At 61.0% G+C, this 16,370-nt stretch carries 15 protein-coding genes and 1 tRNA gene; 12 read left to right on the top strand and 4 right to left on the bottom strand.

Features of this window, described 5'->3' with window-relative positions; genetic code table 11:
* The 5 genes from C5J22_RS23570 (at position 1) to C5J22_RS23590 (ending at position 4,611) form a co-directional block, all read left to right on the top strand.
* A complete protein-coding gene (locus C5J22_RS23570) occupies positions 1-894 on the top strand; it encodes an ABC transporter permease (protein WP_105416747.1) in 894 nt (297 codons plus the stop codon).
* Positions 891-1,952 (top strand): ABC transporter ATP-binding protein, encoded by a 1,062-nt coding sequence (locus C5J22_RS23575; RefSeq protein ID WP_105440231.1) that lies wholly within the window; start codon positions 891-893, stop codon positions 1,950-1,952. The genes C5J22_RS23570 and C5J22_RS23575 overlap by 4 nt, the downstream gene beginning before the upstream one ends.
* Positions 1,953-1,954: 2 nt before the next feature.
* Positions 1,955-2,920 carry an ABC transporter ATP-binding protein gene (locus tag C5J22_RS23580; RefSeq protein WP_371412662.1) on the top strand — a complete coding sequence of 322 codons (966 nt, stop codon included), beginning with the start codon at positions 1,955-1,957 and terminating at the stop codon, positions 2,918-2,920.
* 69 nt (positions 2,921-2,989) lie between these two features.
* On the top strand, positions 2,990-3,667 hold the full coding sequence (locus C5J22_RS23585; protein ID WP_105440233.1) for an aspartate/glutamate racemase family protein: 678 nt from the start codon (positions 2,990-2,992) through the stop codon (positions 3,665-3,667).
* Between the two features lie 104 nt (positions 3,668-3,771).
* Positions 3,772-4,611, top strand: coding sequence for a MurR/RpiR family transcriptional regulator (locus C5J22_RS23590; protein WP_105440249.1), 840 nt, complete (start codon positions 3,772-3,774; stop codon positions 4,609-4,611).
* A gap of 53 nt (positions 4,612-4,664) precedes the next feature.
* On the opposite strand, the gene C5J22_RS23595 is transcribed toward C5J22_RS23590, so the two are convergent.
* Positions 4,665-5,105 carry a hypothetical protein gene (locus tag C5J22_RS23595; RefSeq protein ID WP_245440511.1) on the bottom strand — a complete coding sequence of 147 codons (441 nt, stop codon included), beginning with the start codon at positions 5,103-5,105 and terminating at the stop codon, positions 4,665-4,667.
* Positions 5,092-5,571 (bottom strand): hypothetical protein, encoded by a 480-nt coding sequence (locus C5J22_RS23600; protein WP_105440234.1) that lies wholly within the window; start codon positions 5,569-5,571, stop codon positions 5,092-5,094. The genes C5J22_RS23595 and C5J22_RS23600 overlap by 14 nt, the downstream gene beginning before the upstream one ends.
* A 246-nt stretch (positions 5,572-5,817) precedes the next feature.
* Between C5J22_RS23600 and C5J22_RS23605 the strand changes: the two genes are divergently transcribed.
* The 5 genes from C5J22_RS23605 (at position 5,818) to C5J22_RS23625 (ending at position 13,381) form a co-directional block, all read left to right on the top strand.
* Entirely contained in the window at positions 5,818-6,684 is an 867-nt protein-coding gene (locus tag C5J22_RS23605; RefSeq protein WP_245440512.1) for a MipA/OmpV family protein, read from the top strand.
* Positions 6,685-6,904: 220 nt separating this feature from the next.
* Entirely contained in the window at positions 6,905-8,008 is a 1,104-nt protein-coding gene (locus C5J22_RS23610; RefSeq protein ID WP_172746763.1) for an efflux RND transporter periplasmic adaptor subunit, read from the top strand.
* Complete coding sequence (locus tag C5J22_RS23615; RefSeq protein ID WP_105440236.1) at positions 8,005-11,106, top strand: efflux RND transporter permease subunit; 3,102 nt, start codon at positions 8,005-8,007, stop codon at positions 11,104-11,106. The genes C5J22_RS23610 and C5J22_RS23615 overlap by 4 nt, the downstream gene beginning before the upstream one ends.
* A 113-nt stretch (positions 11,107-11,219) precedes the next feature.
* A complete protein-coding gene (locus C5J22_RS23620; RefSeq protein WP_105405012.1) occupies positions 11,220-11,975 on the top strand; it encodes a response regulator in 756 nt (251 codons plus the stop codon).
* 38 nt (positions 11,976-12,013) lie between these two features.
* A complete protein-coding gene (locus C5J22_RS23625) occupies positions 12,014-13,381 on the top strand; it encodes a HAMP domain-containing sensor histidine kinase (RefSeq protein ID WP_245440513.1) in 1,368 nt (455 codons plus the stop codon).
* A 32-nt stretch (positions 13,382-13,413) separates the two neighbouring features.
* Here the strand turns inward: C5J22_RS23625 and C5J22_RS23630 are convergent, their stop codons facing one another.
* Positions 13,414-13,659, bottom strand: coding sequence for a hypothetical protein (locus C5J22_RS23630; RefSeq protein WP_105440238.1), 246 nt, complete (start codon positions 13,657-13,659; stop codon positions 13,414-13,416).
* A gap of 457 nt (positions 13,660-14,116) precedes the next feature.
* Between C5J22_RS23630 and C5J22_RS23635 the strand changes: the two genes are divergently transcribed.
* Together C5J22_RS23635 and C5J22_RS23640 are read left to right on the top strand one after the other, a co-directional pair.
* The gene (locus C5J22_RS23635) at positions 14,117-15,286 is read left to right on the top strand and encodes a patatin-like phospholipase family protein (RefSeq protein WP_105440239.1); all 1,170 of its coding nucleotides are present in this window, start codon (positions 14,117-14,119) and stop codon (positions 15,284-15,286) included.
* A 59-nt stretch (positions 15,287-15,345) separates the two neighbouring features.
* Complete coding sequence (locus tag C5J22_RS23640) at positions 15,346-16,185, top strand: DUF3313 domain-containing protein (RefSeq protein WP_245440514.1); 840 nt, start codon at positions 15,346-15,348, stop codon at positions 16,183-16,185.
* A 59-nt stretch (positions 16,186-16,244) separates the two neighbouring features.
* On the opposite strand, the gene C5J22_RS23645 is transcribed toward C5J22_RS23640, so the two are convergent.
* A tRNA-Met gene (locus C5J22_RS23645) sits at positions 16,245-16,321 on the bottom strand.
* Positions 16,322-16,370: the final 49 nt, after the last annotated feature.

Consider the following 16,370-nt stretch of genomic DNA (forward strand, 5'->3'; position numbering starts at 1 on the left):
ATGGCTGTCGTCACCGCAGACATCGCGGCCCCTTCTCCTGCCGCCATCGCCAAGTCCCCCGGCTTCTGGAGCGGCGTGCTGCGCCGCATCTCCCGTGACCCGGTCGCCATGACCGCCCTCTTCATTCTCCTGATCCTGGTGCTGATCGCGATTTTCGCTCCCTATATCGCGCCTTACGATCCCTCCAAGGGCAGTGTCATCCGTCGCCTCAAGCCGATCGGCACGCCAGGTTATATCTTCGGCACCGACGAACTCGGCCGCGACATGCTCTCCCGGCTGATCTATGGCGCGCGGCTTTCGCTCATCATGGGCGTCATCCCGGTACCGATCGCCTTCATCATCGGTTCGACGATCGGGATCGTCGCCGGTTATGCGGGCGGCATCGTCAACACGCTGATCATGCGCACGGTCGACGTCTTCTACGCCTTTCCGTCGGTCCTCCTGGCCGTGGCGCTGTCGGGCGCACTCGGCTCGGGGCTCACCAATGCGCTCGTCTCGCTGACCGTCGTCTTCATCCCGCAGATCGCCCGCGTCGCCGAAAGCGTCACCACCCAGGTCCGCAAGCTCGACTACGTGGACGCGGCGCGGGCCTCCGGCGCCCCGCCGATGACGATCATACGCGTCCATATCCTCGGCAATGTGCTCGGTCCGATCTTCGTCTTTGCCACCAGCCTGATATCCGTCTCGATGATCCTCGCCTCGGGCCTCTCTTTCCTTGGCCTCGGCGTGCGGCCGCCGGATGCCGAATGGGGGCTGATGCTGAACACGCTTCGCACGGCGATCTACAACAACCCGTTCGTGGCGGCCCTGCCCGGCCTGATGATCTTCATCACCTCGATTTGCTTCAACCTTTTTTCAGACGGGCTGCGCTCAGCCATGGATGTGAAGTCATGATCAGCGTCGTCCAAGAACCCGCCTACGATCTTCCCGTCGGCGAAAGGGGCGGCCCCGCTCAGCCGCTCATCTCCGCGCGCGGCCTGATCAAGCATTTCCCGGTCAAGGGTAGCGGTTTCATGAAGCCGAAGAAGGTCGTTCGCGCCGTCGACGGCGTGGATTTCGATATCTTCAAGGGCGAGACACTCGGGGTCGTCGGAGAAAGCGGCTGCGGCAAGTCCACCACGGCTCGGCTGCTGATGCAGCTCATCTTGCCCGACCGAGGCGAGATCCTGTTCGACGGTGAGACGGTTGGCGGCGCGCTGCCGCTTTCCGACTACCGCCGCCAGGTCCAGATGGTCTTCCAGGACAGCTACGCCTCGCTCAACCCCCGGCTGACGATTGAAGAATCCATCGCCTTTGCGCCGCGCGTGCATGGCATTACCGCGAGCAGGGCGATCGCCAGGGCCCACGACCTGCTGCACCGGGTCGGGCTGGAGCCGTCGCGCTTTGCCGGCCGTTACCCGCACGAACTGTCGGGCGGACAGCGGCAGCGCGTCAACATCGCCCGGGCGCTCGCGCTCGAACCACGGCTCATCATCCTCGACGAAGCCGTGTCGGCGCTCGACAAGTCGGTGGAAGCGCAGGTCCTGAACCTGCTCCTCGATCTGAAGCGGGATTTCGGCCTGACTTACCTGTTCATCTCCCACGACCTCAACGTCGTGCGCTTCATGTGCGACCGGGTGATGGTCATGTATCTCGGCAAGGTGGCCGAGATCGGCAGCCGCGATGCGATCTTCGAGAACACCCGGCATCCCTATTCGGCGGCGCTGCTGGCCTCGATGCCAAAGATGGACCCCGCCGAAAGAACCTCCGAGCCGCCGCTCTCGGGCGACCCGCCGAACCCGATCGATCCGCCGCCGGGCTGTCGGTTCCATACCCGCTGTTCGTTCGCCGAGAGCATCTGCAGCGAGAATTTGCCGCCGCTCGCCAGCGTTTCCGAAAGCCAGTCCGCAGCCTGCCTGATGTCGGTACCTGGCTCACGCCACAGCCGTGCGCCGGCATTGATGGAGGCATGACCATGCAAACCGCCGCGATGATCGATATTCGCAATCTTTCGGTGACTTTCAACCGCGGCCGAAAGCCCGTCAAAGCCGTCAACGGCGTCAGCCTTTCGGTACAGCCGGGCGAGGTTGTTGCGCTGCTCGGCGAATCCGGGTCCGGCAAGAGCGTCACCATGCGCTCGCTGCTGCGCCTGCACCCCAAAGGCACGACGATCGAAGGCTCGATGACGGTCGCCGGCCGCGATGTGACGGGATTGACGACCAAGGATCTCGGTGCCTTTCGCGGCGCCGTCGCCTCGATGGTCTTCCAGGAGCCGCGGCTGGCACTCGACCCGGTCTACACGCTCGGCCGCCAGATAGAAGAAACCATCATGCGGCATGAGGGCATCCCGCGCTCGCAAGCGGCGGCGCGCGCGCTTGCTCTGTTCCAGAAGGTCAAGATCCCCTCCCCGGAGCGCCGGCTGCAAAACTATCCGCATGAAATGTCCGGCGGCATGCTGCAGCGGTCGATGATCGCCATGGCGCTCGCCTGCAATCCGAAGGTCCTGCTCGCCGACGAACCGACCACGGCCCTCGATGCGACGGTCCAGATCCAGATCCTCCTGCTGATCCGCGATTTGCAGAAGGAATACGGGCTCTCCGTCATCTTCGTCACGCATGATATCGGCGTCGCGGCGGAAGTCGCGGACCGGATTGCGGTGATGTATGCCGGGCGGATCGTCGAGGAAGGCAGGGTCGCCGACATCATCCGCGAACCGAGACACCCCTATACCAAGGGGCTGCTCGGAGCCCGCGTCGAACTGGCCCACGGACGCGACCGGCTGATCACCATTCCCGGCGCACCGCCGGACCTGGCCGCCATGCCGCCCGGTTGCGCCTTCGCACCGCGCTGCGCCCAGGTTTCCGATCTCTGCCGCACGGAAGTGCCGGCCTTGATGTCGGTCGGCGGGGCCGGCAGCGTCGCTTGCGTGCAATGTGCCTAAACGGCGGAGATGATGAGGGACGATGACAAGGCGGGGAGGGCGTCCGTGCAATCGCGCGCGGAACGAGGCATGACGCGTATCACATTGATCAATCCGAACACCTCCCGAGCGACGACGGTCATGATGACCGAGATCGCCCGAAAATACCTGCCGGAAAATTTCTCCGTGGAGGGCGTCACGGCCACGCGCGGCGTGCCAATGATCCTGAATGGCGAGGAGCTTGCCGCAGCGGCCGGCGGCGTCGTCGAAATGGGATTGGCCGCGGAGGAATTTAGCGATGGGCTGATCGTCAGTGCATTCGGCGATCCGGGCCTCGAGCGCCTGAAAGCCCTGTCCAGCCTGCCGGTCGTCGGCATTTGCGAAGCGAGCATGTACGAAGCCTCCGCCGGAGGCCGGCGTTTCGGCATCGCGACTGTCACCCCCGACCTCATGGCGAGCTTTGCCGCCAAGGCTGAAACGCTTGGCCTTGCCCACCTCTTTACCGGGACGCGGCTGACCAGCGGCGATCCGCTGGTCCTTGCCTCCGCCCCCGCGCGTTTGCACGCGGCCCTTGAGATCGCGGTTCGTGAATGTTTCGAACGGGATGGCGCTGAAGCCGTCATCATCGGTGGCGGCCCGCTGGGCCAGGCGGCAGACGATCTTCAGCGGGCTCTCTCTTCACCTGTGATTGCGCCTATCCGCTCCGCTGTCGAACTGTTGCTTTCCCGGATCGCCCATCCTCCTGAAGTCGGCTCGAGGGCGAACTGATGGCAGCATCTCCCAGGCAATGCCACGGAGGGATCGTTTTTTCTGTTGCAAGTCGCGGCATCCCACCGGAAAGTCCGCGCGCTGATGTCTTGGCGGAGCTTCCCGTGCCGAAGGATAAATCGTTCCTGTATCGCGTAAGGCAGGCAATTCCCCAGCTGCACCCTGCCGAGAAGCGCCTGGGGGAGTTCGTTTGCGACTTTCCCGGCGAGCTTGCCAGCTATTCGGCGCAGGAGCTTGCCGCGCTTGCGCATGTCTCCAAGGCCACGGTGACGCGCTTCATCCATCGCCTCGGCTACGAAAACTACGAGGAAGCCCGCCGCCATGCCCGGGCCGAAAAGCAGACCGGCTCCCGGCTCTTCCTGACGGCGGCCGCCGACGCCGCGGCCGCCCAGTCGATGCAGGCACATGTCGCCCAGGGGGTCGCCAATCTTGAAGCAACATTCCTTTCCATTTCCGAGGGCCAGATCGAGGCCGTGACGGAAGCGATGATTGCGGCGCGGAAAGTCTGGGTGCTCGGTTTCCGGAGCAGCCATCCCTTTGCCTCCTACCTGCAATGGCAGTTGACCCAGGTCATCGAGGATATCGTCGCAATCCCCGGCGCAGGGCAGACGCTTGGAGAACATCTTGTCAGCCTGCGGGAAGACGACGTGGTCGTATTCTTCGCCATGCGCCGGAGGATCGCTCAGGTGGACGCCATCCTTGCCCAGCTCCGGAAGTCAAAAGCGAAGCTTCTCTACATCACCGACGAAGGTGCCGCGTTCGAGACGTCGGCAACCTGGCATTTCCAATGCCAGACCCTGGCACCCGGTCCACTCTTCAACCACACGGCGGTCATGGCCCTCTGCCATCTACTGATCACCCGATGCCTGGAGAAGGCGGGCGTCGAGGGGAGAAAGCGGCTACGCCACATCGAGACGCTGAATGAAGGGCTCGACGAACTGTGATGCGGTCAGCGCCGATGGCGAGAAGACCCCCCGGCACTCAATCTGGCTGCTCGTCAATGCTGACCGATATCGCCACGGGCTTCAAACAGATCGGAATGAAATCCGACGTCCACGATCACAGCAGCGAGGCAACAACCTCGCATAACGAGCAGGAAAAAGAAGGCCACTGACGTACACAGCACGATATAGTGCCTGCGTTGCGACCTCCTTGGCAGTCTTGATGCAAACAGGGTCGCGGCATGCCGCACAAGCCGGCCCACCGCCACGATCAGAAACAGAACGACTATAATATACCCGCTCAACGAGGCGGCGCTTATCAGCCAGTGAACCAAAAGACATATCCCGAAAAAGGCCTGCTCCTGCCGTGGAACTGCGATGCGCCAGAGCTCCATCGTCCAAGGCTCCTGTCCGGCTGCGGTTATTCTTCTTCTTTTGCTGCTTCCCTCTATCGCCGAACTGAAGCCGGCCGCTGTAAGCCTCTCAGGATCGAACATCCTTCAATCCTTCTCGCCGACGCAGCAAACCAAAGACGGACTTCAACGCCACCCGCCATCGGGGCGCCATCGGTTCTCGCATCCCTTCATTCTTTGTTTGCTCGATGCCAGCGTGTTCAACTCTCGTTGCCAGAGGCTGAACAAGGAACTCGATCCGTTTCATGAATGCGCTGCTGTCGAACCGTTTCGACGTTATCAACGGGCCATCGCCGGAAGGCTCCGTGTGGAAGAAAACCTCGAGATTGACCACCGGGATGGAGCGGATATTCCGCACGAGATCGATCTCGGGTCGGGTCGTTATGGCGAAGGAATAATTGTCCGAACGGAGTGCCGTAAAAGCCTCCGGAAACGTCGACACCGCAACGGACTCATGTCCATGGGCCGCCAGCATCGCGACGATCGCATTGGCCGCCGCCACGGGCAGAAACACAAGAATTCTCTTGGGGTGAGTGGTTTCGATAGACATAGCGAGTTCCTCATACGGAGATGAGAAAACCTAGCTTTTGCCGGTGCAAGAGTGTGTTTGGTTTTGTGTGATTTTGTTGCGGCCGCCGTCCGCGGTTCAGCGGCGTCGTCTGGGACAACATTTCTTAACATCACAAAACCCAAGTTAACGGCGTCGTCTGGGACAGTGCGCTCCGCAAGAGGCTGGCGCGTCGGGCTTACACCTGCACGCCGAAAACTCTCTACCGGATCCCAGGAGCCAATTCGAATGTCATTCACCAAGTCCTTCTTAAGCCATCCTCGGCGCGTCGCCATCGCTGCGGGGCTCGCGGTTGTCGCCTGCCCCCTTACCCAGGCACGCGCTGCTGACCCTTACGAAGGTGAAGAGGCTGCTATCCCCGCGACAACGAATTTCGACAAGGGACGGTTTGGCGGGATACGCCAGAAGCTTTCCGACTGGAACGTTATGGTCGGCGCCGGAGTCATGTATGCACCCAAATTCGAAGGATCCGACGAGTTCGAACTGGTCCCCATTCCCATGATTTCCGCCACTTTCGGTGATCGCGTCACGGTCGATCCGGGCGGGCTGGAAATCGATGTGCTGAAGTCCAACGGCGTTAAGCTCACGGTGAAAGGCGGTTACGACATGGGGGGCGGGCGCGATGAAGATGATTCCGATCACCTGAAGGGACTGGGCGACATCGACGCCGGCGCCGTCGTCGGAGCGCAGCTTTCGTATGAAATGGGCCCGCTGGAATTTTATGCGTCTGTCGACAAGACAATCGGGGGCAGCGACGGCCTGATCGGTCAGGTCGGTGCGAATGTCTCGCATCACTATGACCGCTTTATTCTTTCCGCGGGCGCTTCCGCGACGTTCGCCGACGACAACCACATGGAAAGCTATTTTGGGGTAACCGCTGCCCAGTCTGCGAGATCGGGATTGCGGCAATACGAGGCAGGCGCTGGCCTGAAACGCTTCGATATCGAGGCGTCCGTCACGTATATGGCGACCGAGCACTGGGTTATTCGCGGCCAGGCAGCGGTCGGTTTCCTGACCGGCGATGCGAAGGATAGTCCAATCGTGCAGAACGACGTGCAGCCGTCTGCGATGCTGATGGTCGGATACAAGTTCTAGGAGCTCGGCAGGACACGGCAAAGCCGGCGACATCCTTCCCGCTCGCCGGTCTCTTATCCTCGGCTTCTCGCCGTCAACTCCACATCGCGGTCATTCCCTCCCAGCGAGCAGGCATTCCAGCTGGCCGGGTCTGGAGCCGCGGGCCGGCCCAATGGCTCGGACATGAAATCGCGGCTGACGAATGTGGGCAGTAAGCGCGATGCCAGAAAAGCAGATTCAACTGATGCGACCGACAACTCTTCTTCTCGCCCTCTTCGTGAGCGCAAACCTTGCTTCCGCAGCGGAGCCTGTGCTTGCGCAACAGAACAAGGCGGCAGCGCTTACCGTCGCCGTGGCCAATCCCGCAGAACGCCGATGGCCTGAAACGGTGCCGGCCAGCGGCTGGCTCAAGCCCTGGCATGAAGCGGTGATCGCTGCGGAAATCGATGGCCTGCGCGTGACCGCCGTCCTTGTCGATGTCGGATCGGTCGTTTCGAAGGGTCAGCCCCTCGTCCGGCTTGCCGACGAAGCCGTGCGTGCAGAACTGCGTAACCAGGAGGCCGCCTTGGCAAGCGCCAGGGCCGACCTCGCCAAGGCGACGGCGAATGCCGACCGGGCGCGCAAGGTGCAGGGAAGCGGCGTGCTGTCGGATGAAAAGATCAACGAATACCTGATCGCCGAACAGACGGCGATGGCAGGGGTGGAATCCGCCGAAGCCTTGCTGGAAAGCCAGAAGATCAAGCTCGCCAAGACGACTATCCTGGCCGTGGACGATGGGCTGATCACGTCCCGCTCGGCCCAGCTCGGCGCCGTCGTCTCCTCCGGCACGGAGCTGTTCCGCATGATCCGCCAGCAACGCGTCGAATGGCAGGCGGAAGTGTCCGCGCGCTATCTGCCTCGCATCAGGCAAGGCCTCACAGCCACGATCGTCGGTCCTGGTGATCGACGTATCAAAGGAACCGTTCGGCTTGTCGCACCGACGGTCAGCACCGATACCGGCCGGGCGCTCGCCTATGTGGCGCTGCCGGCGGCGGCGCGACCGCCCATCGGTCTATACGTCACCGGTCAGATCGAGCTTGAGACCACCACGGCGCTCACGGTGCCCGAGACGGCGCTCGTCCTGCGTGACGGCATCGCTTACGTCTTCACCGTGGATGCAGACAGACGCGCGTCACGCATTCGTGTGGAAACCGGCCGCCGCAATGGCAGTGAAGTGGAAATCCTCTCTAGCCTCGACCGCTCGACCGACGTCGTGACGGCGGGTGGCGCTTTCCTTTCGGACAAGGCCTTCGTCCGGGTGGCTGGAGACGCGCTCGTCAAGCTCGAAAAGGGCGAATCACGATGAACTTCTCCGCCTGGTCGATCCGCAATCCGGTTCCCGCCATCCTGCTGTTCATCCTGCTGACCGTCGGCGGCCTGATCGCCTTCGACCGGCTCGCGGTACAGAACTTTCCCGACATGGACTTGCCGACGATCAAGATCAGCGCCTCGCTTGAAGGCGCCGCGCCGGCGCAACTCGAAACGGAAGTCGCGCGCAAGATCGAAGACAGGCTCGCATCGCTGAGCCTCCTCGACCACATCACGACGACGGTCACGGACGGATCGGTCATCATCAATGTCTCGTTCCAGTTGGGAAAGGACAGCGAGGAAGCACTGAACGAGGTGCGCAATGCCGTCGATAGTGCGAGCGGCGACCTCCCTTCCGAGATGCAGGCGCCGGGCGTGACCAAGGTGACGGTGCAAGGCTCCACCCTCCTCACCTACGCGGTGCGCTCCGCCCGCCTCAACGAGACGGAACTCTCCTGGTTCATCGACAACGACATGACGAAGGCCCTTCTTTCCGTACCCGGCGTCGGCGAGGTCAGCCGGATCGGTGGCATCGAGCGCGAAGTGCACATCGACCTCAACCCCCAGATCATGAGCGCCCTCAGCCTCAGCGCGGCGACCGTTTCCTCGCAACTTAAGTCCGTCCAGGCCGACACATCGGGCGGCCGGGCTGAGATCGGCGGCGGCAAGCAGGGGATCCGCACGCTTGGGGCGGTTTCCTCGGTCGAGGAGCTGAAGGCGCTCGCAATCCCGCTTCCGAGCGGAGAGCTGGTGCAGCTGGCCGAGATTGGCGCGGTGACGGACAGCTTTGCCGACCGCTCGTCGATCGCCTATCTCGATGGCGAACTCGTGATCGCTGTCGAGGTGAAACGATCCAACGGCTTTTCGGATACGGGCGTCGCGGCCGCCATCGAAGCGGCCATGCAGGACTTTGCCGCAGCCAACCCCGATGTCGAGATCGTCCAGGCTTACAGCACGGTCGGGCCGATCATCGAAAACTACGACGGCTCCATGAACATGCTCTATGAAGGTGCAATCCTGGCTGTCGTCGTAGTTTGGCTCTTCCTGCGCGACTGGCGGGCGACCCTGCTTTCGGCGGTGGCGCTGCCGCTCTCGGTCGTCCCGACTTTTCTCGTAATGTATCTGGCGGATTTCAGCCTCAATACGGTGACGCTGCTCGCCCTCTCGCTCGTGGTCGGCATCCTCATCGACGACGCGATCGTTGAGATCGAGAACATCGCACGCCACCTGCAAATGGGAAAAACTCCGAAGGGAGCGGCGCTCGAGGCGGCCGATGAAATCGGCCTTGCCGTCGTCGCAACGACCTTGACGCTCGTCGCGGTCTTCCTGCCGACCGCTTTCATGAGCGGTATTCCCGGCCTGATCTTCCGCCAGTTCGGTATAACGGCGGCGGTGGCCGTTCTCGCCTCACTGGTCGTCGCACGCCTGCTGACGCCGATGATGGCCGCTTATCTGATGAAGGCGCGTCCGATCGAGCAGAGAGACGGCGCGATCATGCGCGCCTACATGGCCGTCGTCAAAACCTGCCTGCACCATCGCAAGCTGACGGTCCTCGGCGTCTGCATATTCCTCGGGCTCTCGCTCTCGACGATTACCATGCTCAGCGCCGGCTTCCTGCCCGCATCCGACGATTCGCAGACGAAGGTCACTCTTACGCTTCAGCCCGGCAGCCCGATTGAACAAACAGACGCCATGACGCGGCGGGCGGCAGGTATCGTTTCCGGTTTGCCGGACGTCACGCGGGTGTTTTCCGCCGTCGGAAGCGCCTCGTCGGACGACATGATCGATTCCTCGACGACCGTCGATACGGCGACCGCCTCGCTTGTCGCCGATTTGAAGAAGATCGGCGAACGCAGCCGCAAGCAGGTCGAGATCGAAAACGACATCCGGCAGGCGCTCGCAGTTCTCCCGGGCGTCAGGATCGAAGTGGGTACGGGCGGCAACGGTACGACGCTGGAAATAACACTCGCCAGCGACGATTCCGGGGCGCTCGACCGGGCGGCGGGAGCACTCGAAGAACAGCTGCGAGGCCTTCGAGGCATCGGCGCAGTGACGTCCAGCGCCTCCCTGCAGGCCCCGGACGTCCAGATCGTCCCGGACCTCAATCGCGCCGCCGCCCTCGGCGTCACGGCAGAAGCGATTTCCGAAGCGGTTCGTGTGGCCACGAGCGGGGATTATTCCTCCTCGCTCGCCAAGCTCAACCTGCCCCAGCGCCAGCTTCCCATCCGCGTCCGGTTCGATCCCGGCAACCGAACGACGCTTGACGACATTGCAAATCTCCGCGTTGCCGGCGCCAGGGGCAGCGTCGATCTCGGTTCGGTCGCCGACATCCGCATCGGGGGCAGTCCGTCCGAGATCAGCCGCATCGACCGCTCGCGAAACGTTACGCTGTCGGTCGAACTCAACGGCCGCATCCTCGGCGACGTCTATCGCGAAGCGCAGGCGTTGCCCGCCCTCCAAAACCTTCCGGACGACGTCAGGCTCGTCGAACAGGGCGAACTGGAGCGCAGCTCGGAACTCTTCGACAACTTCGCCATCGCCATGGGGATAGGCGTATTCTGCATCTATGCGGTTCTGGTGCTGCTCTTCCATGACTTCCTCCAGCCGCTGACGATCCTCATGGCGCTGCCGCTATCGCTGGGCGGCGCCCTGCTGCCGCTCGTGCTGACCGGCACGAGCTTCTCCATGCCTGTGTTGATCGGCCTGCTCATGCTGATGGGCGTGGTGACGAAGAATTCGATCCTGCTGGTCGAATACGCGATCATGTCGCGACGCGCAGGTCTCGCGCGCTTCGACGCCCTGGTCGACGCCTGCCATAAGCGCGCGCGCCCGATCGTCATGACGACGATCGCCATGGGCGGCGGCATGCTTCCGGTGGCCCTGAGCCTCAGCGGCGGCGATGCAAGCTTCCGTCAGCCGATGGCGATCGTCGTCATCGGCGGCCTGATGACGTCCACTGTCCTCAGCCTCGTCGTTATTCCCGTGATCTTCACCTTTGTCGACGATTTCCTGCTGCTTCTAACGCGAAGCTTCGGGAAGGACGATCGCCGCGAGGCCGTGGTCCATGAACTGAAGACTGAGGCTGACCGCCAGTGACGAACCCATCGATTCAGAGTCCGTGGCGGAACCGCAGAAACAAAATTAAACATAATTGTTGCTGACAACCATGCTGCGAAACGAGCTAACTGATAATCGGAATTCCGGCACAAATGGCCAAGCCTATGAATAACGTCGCGTCCAATGTTCTTGTACAAGGGTCAGCCCGAATCCTGGTCGTCGAGGATGATCGGGATATCGCCAGTATGCTGATCGATCTGATCAAGGAGGCGGGTTATGCCGCAGAGGCGGTCGGGTCTGCGGTCGAAATGGACGGTGTCCTGAAGAAGAAGGAATTCGACCTTATAGTGCTGGATGGAATGCTGCCTGGTGAGGACGGTTTCAGCATATGCAGAAGAATCAGGTCGTCTGATACGATACCCATCCTCATGCTGACGGCGCGAACGAAAGAGATAGACAGGGTTGTCGGACTGGAGCTGGGCGCCGATGACTACGTCACGAAACCGTTCAAATCCAGGGAACTTCTGGCGAGGATAAAGGCGCTTCTGCGGCGGTCGTCGTATTCAGCGCAGGTCAAGCCACAACAGGCACCCATGACGTTTGCGGGCTGGCGGATCGACCCGGTCACGCGAGAATTGACCGACCGCGACGGTTTCCATGTGTCGCTCACGACGGCGGAATTTGATGTGCTGCTGGTGTTTTGCCAGAACCCCCGGCAGGTAATGAACCGCCAGGAAATACTGGCCCGTACCCACGCAGGCTCTGCAGGACCTGTCGAACGCAGCATTGATGTCCATGTCAGTCGTGTCCGGCAGAAAATCGAACCGAATTACAAGGAGCCGACATTCATCAAAACCGTGCGCCTGGGCGGATATGTGTTCACTCCGGAGGTTGCGATAGCACCATGATTGGCCGCTTGCGCAGGGCATCCATACGAACCCAATTCATGGTGTTCGCATCTATTGTTCCGCTGCTCGTTATCTTTCTTATCGCTGTTCTCCCTGAGCCATTCATTTTCCAGAATGAAAAAATGCTCATGGGCAAAGGCGCTCAAATCGAGCTGCTTGTGCATCAGGTCAGAAGCGCCAGAAATGACGACGAAATCGAGCATCTGGTGAGGGCAAGCGCCTCCGGCAATTTCGAATTGAAGGTTCTGCCATGGAGCGACGTCCGTAGCGAATTGGCGCGTCAAACGGGTGATCCCCTCATCTCGGACGCGCTTCAGGATGTCTTGCCTGCCGATTTTGAGGTGGTGGTTCTTAAAGACAGTTCGGACGGCGGGGGACACAGTACGGTTGCGGTGCGCCTTGACGCGCACCGTGCTCTCGTTATCGGGTTCGCCGGTGCCGATGTTTCCCCCTCGTCTTTCAGCGCAGTCTTCGAGTTCATCGCCAAAGCCAACATCCTGATGCTGCCGATGCTCCTCCTGGTGCTCTATATAAGCCGCATGATCACGTCGCCTCTCGTCCGCTTTGCCGACGCGGCAAAGCGACTGCGCCTGGACGGTAACGAAGAAGAGCAATTCACCGCCGAAGGCGCCAGGGAACTTCGCACACTTGCGACGGCACTCAACAACATGCGTCACCGCATCCGTAAAATGGTCGATGATCGCACACGGATGCTGACGGCTGTGAGCCACGATCTCAGGACGCCGCTGACACGACTGCGAATGCGCGTGGAGCGTTCGAAGGACCCCGCCTCCAGGGAAGCAATGTTGGCGGATATTGACAACCTCACCACCATGATTGAGGAAAGCCTTCAGTATTTAAGCAGCACCGTTACAGCCGAACCGCCTCGAAAGGTTGATATTTCCAGCCTTCTGCGGACTATCGCGTCGGAATTTTGTGACCTCGGCCATGACGTAATTTACTGCGGACCCGAGCGGTTTGGATACGTGTGTCAACAAAAGGCGCTCATACGGGCTATCACCAATATCGTGGAGAACGCGGTAAGGTTCGGCACGAAGGTAGCTGTCGAATTGCGCGATAGCCCGCAGGGTGGAGCGGTAATAATTGTCAGCGACAACGGCCCAGGCCTTGAAGAAGGGCTGGAGGACAAGGTCCTGGAGCCCTTCTTCAAGGTTGACGAGGCCCGGTCACTCAATTCCAGCAGCGGTTTTGGGCTGGGGCTTTCGATTGCCGATGAAATCGCAAAGGGCCACGGTGGCTCGCTGCTACTTGAAAACATATTGCCGCATGGTCTGCGAGTGACGCTACAATTGCCGCCGGTGGAGACCGCACCGCATCGAAGCAGCCAGGCCTCATCTGCGAAAGAACAGGCGCTAGCGCAAGAGGCTCTCGTCAAGCAGAGGTAGTCACCACATGCTGGCGAAATCCCCGATGATGGTCACGCGCGCTGCCGATCAGCTGGTGCCGCTGATGATATCGACGGCAACTTCGGCTCAAGGATTGCCGGCCTGACGAGGTAGCGCATGTCACCCCGGCGGTCTTCGGAGAAGGCCAGCGGAATCCCCAATGCCGCCTCCCGAAGCAGTTTTTCCATCTCTCTCAAAGACACCCGGTCTGCCCGCATCATTAGCCGGATCAGAGGATCCTTCAGGACCTCGGCAATCGTCATCTCATCATCGGTCATAACGACCTCCCGTTTTGCTGTCTGGATCGATAACCGCGGCAAGCAACCGGGCGATGTCAAAACAGGGACGAAACAAAGGCGATCGATGAAGTTTTGTTGCGGGATATCAATCGGGAATGCATAGCCGTTGTTCGTCAGCCGGCCGCGACATGGACAACTGCCAGGCCTCGGCGATCCATGACGCTGCTGCCGACCCGATGGTGGACGCCCAATCGCTGCGGCCAATGACTCTTAACATTATAAAACCCAAGGCAACGACGAACTCTGCATTGATACCGCCAGATTCGATTCCGAGGGAAGTTACGGTGCATTTCAAAGGTTATCTGGTGGGGCCGCCGCATTGGGCGATCGGTCCATCATGGAGTCCGCATGCAACATCCGCGGATGATATCGGCTGTACGGTCGGTGGAAATTTCAACGTCTCCTCCAGACATTCGCCCGGCGCAAGGCTATAGCCGTGTATCGCGTGATAGCTATCCTCCTGCTGGCTTTTCTTGCTGGTTGCATGGCGCCGGACCGTATTGCCTATGGGCCGAAAGCTGCCGCGACCGCCGGTATCGAGGGGTTCGGCGATATTCGTATCTATGCGGACACAAGCCGGAACCTGCCCGAAACACGTGCATGGTTGCCCATCCCGAGACACAAGGAAGTCAACTACCTCGTGTTGTCGGGCGGTGGTGCCGGAGGCGCGTTCAGCGTGGGCGCGCTGAAGGCCTGGTCGGATAGGGGACAGCGGCCCGAATTCGACATTGTCAGCGGCGTCAGCACCGGCGCACTGATCGCACCTTACGCCTTCCTCGGTCCCGCCTATGACAACATCCTCGTCGAATTGTACACGAGCGGTGTCGCCAAGACGTTAGTCGATGCCGATTTCCTACCCAAGGGCCTCCTCGGCGCAAGCCTCCTGAAGCAGAAGCCGCTTAGAACGATGGTCGAGCGGTACCTGACGCAGGAGGTACTGGCGAAGATTGCCGCAGAACATCGCAAGGGACGGCGCCTGCTTGTCTTGACCTCGAACCTCGATTCCCAGAGAGCGGTGATCTGGAACATGGGCGCCATCGCCGACAGCGGTCGGCCCGACGCGCTAAAACTCTTCCGCGATGTTGTCATCGCCTCGGCAAGCATCCCGGGCCTTTATCCAGCGGTACTCATCAAGGCAAAGTCAGGCGATCAGTCCTTCGAGGAAATGCACTCCGACGGAGGCGCTGCGTCCCAAATCCTGACGGTTCCGGAGGGATGGATGGCCAATTCGGACACGGTCGAGTGGCCCAAGGGCGTGAAGCTGAACATGTACATCATCATCAACAACGCACTGATGTCTGAATTTTCAACCACCACGAACAACACGTTTACAGTCATGGCCAGGGCGAATTCCTCCCTCATCAAGGCGCAGACACGCAGCGCGCTGGTGGCCACCTACATCTATGCCCAAAGGAGCGGCATTCGGTTCCGCGTGGCCTCGATCGATACGCAGCTCGCCTACAATATGACCGATCCGTTCAACACCAACTACATGCGTGCGGTCTTCAACCTCGGATACGCAAAAATGGCGAGCGGCAGCCTGTGGAAAGACAGGCCTTCGTTCGCCGACACGCTCACAGCCGCACAGACGGCACAGTGGCGATAGCCGCACCGACCTCCCCCCAATCCCAATAGGAGAACGAAATGTTACATCCCCGCCTTGGCTTGGCAGGCATCCAGCCGTGCCATCGGCTGATTGCGCCTGCTCTCCTTGCGTTGTTGCTCGGCGGCTGCGCCGCCGTGCCGCTCGAACGGGCAAGTTCACTCACATCCTACGACAGCTTGACATCGAACAACGGGCGAATGACCAAGGCAAATTATCGCGTTACGCCAACCGATCTTGTGCCCGCCAGAACGATCTACATCGAGCCAACGAAGGTTTCGGACGGTGCTGCACTATCCATCAGCAAATCTTCCCATCGCGCCTTGGTCGCGAATGTGATCAGCCGCGCCCTCTGCGTCGGCGTCAGTGATCGTTTCATGGTTGTGGATCGGAAAGCGGATGCGGATCTCGTCGTTCACGCCACCATCACCCGCATCGTGCCGACCAATACCGTGGTGGCCGGCCTGTCGACGGCAACGTCGCTCGGAGCCAACTTCGTCGCTCCGGTGCCCGTCCCGCGGTTGCCTATCGGGCTTGGAGGTCTTGCCGTAGAGGCCGAGGCAACCACAAGGGACGGCAAGCAAGTCGGTGCGATGGTATGGGCAAAGGGAGCGAACTTCGTGACCACCAGTGCGCGCGTTTCGCAGATCGGGGACGCCTATTCGCTTGCGGCGAGCTTCGGCAGTGATTTTTCCAAGATGCTCGTCACCGGCAAGACACCTTTCAAAGGTCTCCCCAAAATCCCGTCGGGGCAGAGGATCAAATCCGGACTTGGTGGGAAGCCGAAATACCCTGCCTGCGAGAAATTCGGCCGGTCGCCCGGTCTGGTGGACTTTGCAGCCTCTCAGGTCGGGATGCCGCCCACCTGGACCGACAAGCAGCCTCCGGCACAGAACCGGTAGACCATATCGCTCGACCACAAAAAACTCCCGGAGCGATTGCTTCGGGAGTTTTGGGAATTTGGTTGCGGGGGCAGGATTTGAACCTGCGGCCTTCAGGTTATGAGCCTGACGAGCTACCGGGCTGCTCCACCCCGCGTTAAGCGTAAATCCCTGCGGGATTTATCGCGGTGCGTAAACTGCTTGGC

The sequence above is a fragment of the Neorhizobium sp. T25_13 genome (assembly GCF_002968675.1).
In the GTDB taxonomy this organism is placed as follows: Bacteria; Pseudomonadota; Alphaproteobacteria; order Rhizobiales; family Rhizobiaceae; genus Neorhizobium; species Neorhizobium tomejilense.

Excerpts from the sequence above, each read along its gene's own strand:
- C5J22_RS23615 (WP_105440236.1), top strand. The coding sequence starts at position 8,005 with ATGAACTTCTCCGCCTGGTCGATCCGCAATCCGGTTCCCGCCATCCTG.
- C5J22_RS23600 (WP_105440234.1), bottom strand. The coding sequence starts at position 5,571 with ATGTCTATCGAAACCACTCACCCCAAGAGAATTCTTGTGTTTCTGCCC.
- C5J22_RS23585 (WP_105440233.1), top strand. The coding sequence starts at position 2,990 with ATGACGCGTATCACATTGATCAATCCGAACACCTCCCGAGCGACGACG.
- C5J22_RS23605 (WP_245440512.1), top strand. The coding sequence starts at position 5,818 with ATGTCATTCACCAAGTCCTTCTTAAGCCATCCTCGGCGCGTCGCCATC.
- C5J22_RS23570 (WP_105416747.1), top strand. The coding sequence starts at position 1 with ATGGCTGTCGTCACCGCAGACATCGCGGCCCCTTCTCCTGCCGCCATC.
- C5J22_RS23620 (WP_105405012.1), top strand. The coding sequence starts at position 11,220 with ATGGCCAAGCCTATGAATAACGTCGCGTCCAATGTTCTTGTACAAGGG.
- C5J22_RS23595 (WP_245440511.1), bottom strand. The coding sequence starts at position 5,105 with ATGTTCGATCCTGAGAGGCTTACAGCGGCCGGCTTCAGTTCGGCGATA.
- C5J22_RS23625 (WP_245440513.1), top strand. The coding sequence starts at position 12,014 with ATGGTGTTCGCATCTATTGTTCCGCTGCTCGTTATCTTTCTTATCGCT.
- C5J22_RS23630 (WP_105440238.1), bottom strand. The coding sequence starts at position 13,659 with ATGACCGATGATGAGATGACGATTGCCGAGGTCCTGAAGGATCCTCTG.
- C5J22_RS23575 (WP_105440231.1), top strand. The coding sequence starts at position 891 with ATGATCAGCGTCGTCCAAGAACCCGCCTACGATCTTCCCGTCGGCGAA.
- C5J22_RS23580 (WP_371412662.1), top strand. The coding sequence starts at position 1,955 with ATGCAAACCGCCGCGATGATCGATATTCGCAATCTTTCGGTGACTTTC.